General features: G+C 43.0%; 4 protein-coding genes. 2 read left to right on the top strand and 2 right to left on the bottom strand.

The annotated features are described in order from the left end of the window. Nucleotides 1-308: class I SAM-dependent methyltransferase (locus tag Q0668_RS06785; RefSeq protein ID WP_298861763.1), on the bottom strand; the 308-nt coding region annotated here is incomplete at its 3' end. Next, entirely contained in the window at nucleotides 305-601 is a 297-nt protein-coding gene (locus tag Q0668_RS06780) for a hypothetical protein (RefSeq protein WP_298861760.1), read from the bottom strand. The genes Q0668_RS06785 and Q0668_RS06780, both read right to left, overlap by 4 nt. A gap of 920 nt (nucleotides 602-1,521) precedes the next feature. Between Q0668_RS06780 and Q0668_RS06775 the strand changes: the two genes are divergently transcribed. Both Q0668_RS06775 and Q0668_RS06770 read left to right on the top strand, forming a co-directional pair. Next, entirely contained in the window at nucleotides 1,522-1,935 is a 414-nt protein-coding gene (locus Q0668_RS06775; RefSeq protein WP_298861757.1) for a biopolymer transporter ExbD, read from the top strand. Between the two features lie 5 nt (nucleotides 1,936-1,940). Continuing rightward, the coding region (locus Q0668_RS06770; protein WP_298861755.1) for a prenyltransferase/squalene oxidase repeat-containing protein at nucleotides 1,941-3,704 on the top strand (1,764 nt) is incomplete at its 3' end.

Raw genomic sequence — 3,704 nt, 5'->3', positions numbered from 1 at the left:
ATGGTTTCGGATATTAAATCGCGATGGAAAAATTCAACGCGTTTTACTGCCTCCTCAGAGTATTCCTGCAACCGATTTCTAGCAAGTTGGAGCATTGCCTGACTGGAATCAATATAATGTACTTGTTCACAGTCACAGCGTTTCAGTAATTCAATTAAAAAGTCCCCATCGCCTTCACCGACTAATGCCACTTTCTTCACACCTGGTAAAGCAGTTAGATGTGCTGTTCTACATTGTTGCATCAAATTGTTAAATACAATTTTTTCTAACCGTTTAAAATAAGGTGCAATCCGATCAAAGTTCATCATACTAAATTCAGAAAAACACAAGGAGTAAATAATGCAAAATCTGCTAACACCGGTTTTAAATGAGAGCCCAGGGAAGATCGATCCAGCATCAGCAGCAAAATCGCACTCGACAGCACTGACATTTCAAATACAGGTATGCGATCCATGAATATTACAGTACTGCAGGCGATGACTTGCAAACCAATAAATAATATTAATACCGGGCGAAGCCTATGAATTTGATCTGGTTTTGTAGTAAAAAAAGTAATCTCACCTACCTGCTTATCAGATGAAAGTTCCCAGCGGGAAATCAAAAGACAGTTCAAACTACATAAACTCATAAAGCAAACGAAAGTCCAGACAGAATAGAAACTCCATTGACTCATTTGAACCAGAACAAAAAAGTGCGTGGCAGCGGAAAAAAATAACCCGACTAACAATTCTCTGGGGAGTAAACCTCTTGCCAGACGCGGAATATAAAAACATCCCAGAAAATAAATCAACAATAGGACAAGCAAGCAAATGCCCCACCCTATTTCGCTCCGACTCAAAAAATGAAGCAGGTATCGGATTGATAAAACTGCTATAAGCACCCAGGCAAAAACCAGAGGCTTGAAATAGATCGTAGAAAAAACATGCCGGTGAGGCTTAGCATGCGCTGCGGGCATTCGAATGCTATCCAACAGACGATCACCGGCATAGGATAACCATGTTACACTAAATAAAATGAGATAATGGTGGAATTCGACACTGCTCGAATAACAATGAGAAAAGCACCAAAGCCAAATGACTCCTACGAACGGTGCGTCTAAACTTGTTGAATTCGCGAGAAGAATCGTCTTTTCCAGACTTGTTCCCACGTGATTTTCACCTTGGGACTCTGCAATGGAGCACGAGAGACTCGCGTGAGAAGTGCGCTCAAAGATTCTGGATGATAATTTGCTTAACATCGTGTTTTTAAACGACTTTTGACAGAATTATTCGATTGGAGCTGAATCGGATTATAGACTAGAGACGTTGATATTTTTCATGATGCTATGTGAAACACCGAGGAAAGTCGACGGTCGCCTGTCTGTTTAGTGATATAATGTCCTGAATTATAGTCGATGGCTTCAGAATATTCACCTGTTGATACAGAGGCATGTCTTCGAATACAGTATAATAGCTGGTCAGGTTTCACCAATAGAGCAAGGGGCATTTCAGGATCGCTGCTGCTCAACTCAGGAATAGATTCATGCCGTTAAAAACGGGTACTGTCGAAGAGCCCAAGCTCGATTTAACACCAATGATTGATATTGTGTTTTTGCTGATTATATTTTTCATGGTCGGGACACAATTTACAGAGATGGAACGTCAATACGATATTAAACTTCCCACTGTGACCGACGCGAAGCCGTTAACAAATCTTCCCGATGATATAATTGTGAACGTGCAACAAGATGGAGAAATATCGGTAAATGGTGAAAAGAAAAGCCTGCCAGAATTACAAGCCAGTTTGGAACTGGCAAGACAGAATTTTCCAGGTCAGTCTGTTGTGATCAGAGGTGATGCGTCTGGCCCTTATCAGAACGTGATGAATATTTTAGAAATCTGTCACCGCGTAAAAATACGTTCTGTCTCTTTGACCAATCGTTTGAGAGACGAATAGGCATTATGACTAATCGAATCCACAATTTCATAGAGAGAGTGCTGGCTGGTCGAGATATTTCTTTTGACCAGATACTTTGGGGTGTATTAATCTTAGCAGGGATTTTTGCATCCATCCATTTATTATCGATGCTGGTGACTCGCTGGGGAGATAGTAATGCTTCATCAAAAGCGCTCCTTTTTTCTATTATCGTCCATCTGTCCCTCTCTTTGGGTGTTGTAACATTCTGGCCAGACTTTGCAGCGAAGTCCTTAGCAGAAGCTCAACCAGATCAAGAAAAAATTGAAATCAAACAACTTCTGGCTGAGAGTACTGAGACGATAAAAAACAAACAGACTGGAAACACACCTGTTTGGGAAAAGCTCACTAATTCTGAAAAGCAGAAATTGTCCCGAATTGATTTGACCAGACCGGAATTTACTCCATTGGAAGCACCTCCTGAAAAAAAGCGACCTCAGGAAATTTCCGAGTTACCGATGCCAGATATTGTTTCCAAAACGGATCTGTCTAATACTCCCTCGAAAGCGACCGTCCAAAGTGTCAGTCAGAAACGAATTCAGTCGCAAGCCCCTCTTGAAATTACTGATACTACAGCTGAATCACGGGCTGAAGTTTCTGTACCATCAACATCTAATATTCGCAGCAAGATGATACGGACAGGGCAAACAAACCGGAATATCGAACGGCAATCGACTCTTGGTGCCGTTGATAAAATCCAACCCACCTTCAGTAACGAAAAGAAAACGCTTGCGTTGAATGCACAAGCCGACGCTCAATCCAGATTAGAACGAACTGCCCGGGACACAATGATTCGAAAAAGGACGGGCCCGGCCCCTTCGAATCTCAAAATTGATGTCACGGGGGTTGAGTCAGGAAAGCCGGCATCTGAAAACAGTAACGTGGCGCCAACGGCACCACGTTTTACCCGAACAAAATCTCGCACTAAGCGTTCCATGTCTGAGGGAGCGATTCAGCGATCATTACCACAAACACCGACGGGAAAAGCAAACCCGAATTCAGAACGCTTGATGGCAGAGAGAAGCTCAGTTCCTCTTACCATCAATCGAAAAGGACCTCAACCTGACGCATATCGTCCCAATTTCAATGCTGTTTCCAATCGCACGAAAGCCAATATTCCGGCAACGTATCGATTGAGAAATCTGTCAAAACGAAAAGAAATTGCCCAGCGTTTTGGTGGAACTGAAGAATCTGAAAGGGCCGTTGAAGCAAGCTTGAAATGGTTGGCAAGCAATCAGGAACAAGCCGGTTTCTGGGATGCGGATCGATTTGAAGCAGGAAAGGTCCGCATAGACGAACAGGGAATTGATCGTCGTAGCGCGGGAGGGCAAGCTGATTCAGGATTGACAGCATTGGCAATTTTGTCTTTTCTGGGCGCAGGTTATACTCAGGATGAAGGGCTCTATTCTGAAAATTTAAATCGTGCGATCCAATGGATGGTTGGTCAACAAAGACCCAATGGTTTCCTCGGTGGTGAAGCAACTCATTATGCCCGCATGTATTCGCACGCGATGGCAACTTACTCTCTGGCTGAAGCCTATGGGTTACAAAATGATCCTAAATCAAACCCAAAGCTACGTGAAGCAGTTGCCCGAGCTGTCTCTTATATTGTAGAAAACCAGAACCCCTATGATGGTGGATGGCGATACGTTAAGGGTCAGAAAAGCGATATGAGTATGTTTGGATGGCAATTGATGGCTTTAAAAAGTGCAGAGATTGCCGGCATTCCCATTCCATCAGATACAAAACAA

Origin of the sequence: uncultured Gimesia sp. (assembly GCF_937910335.1) — a bacterium.
Lineage (GTDB): Bacteria > Planctomycetota > Planctomycetia > Planctomycetales > Planctomycetaceae > Gimesia.
The sequence above is the reverse complement of the archived record's forward strand: the minus strand, read 5'-3'. Positions and strand labels throughout refer to the sequence as shown.

Excerpts from the sequence above, each read along its gene's own strand:
- Q0668_RS06775 (WP_298861757.1), top strand. The coding sequence starts at position 1,522 with ATGCCGTTAAAAACGGGTACTGTCGAAGAGCCCAAGCTCGATTTAACA.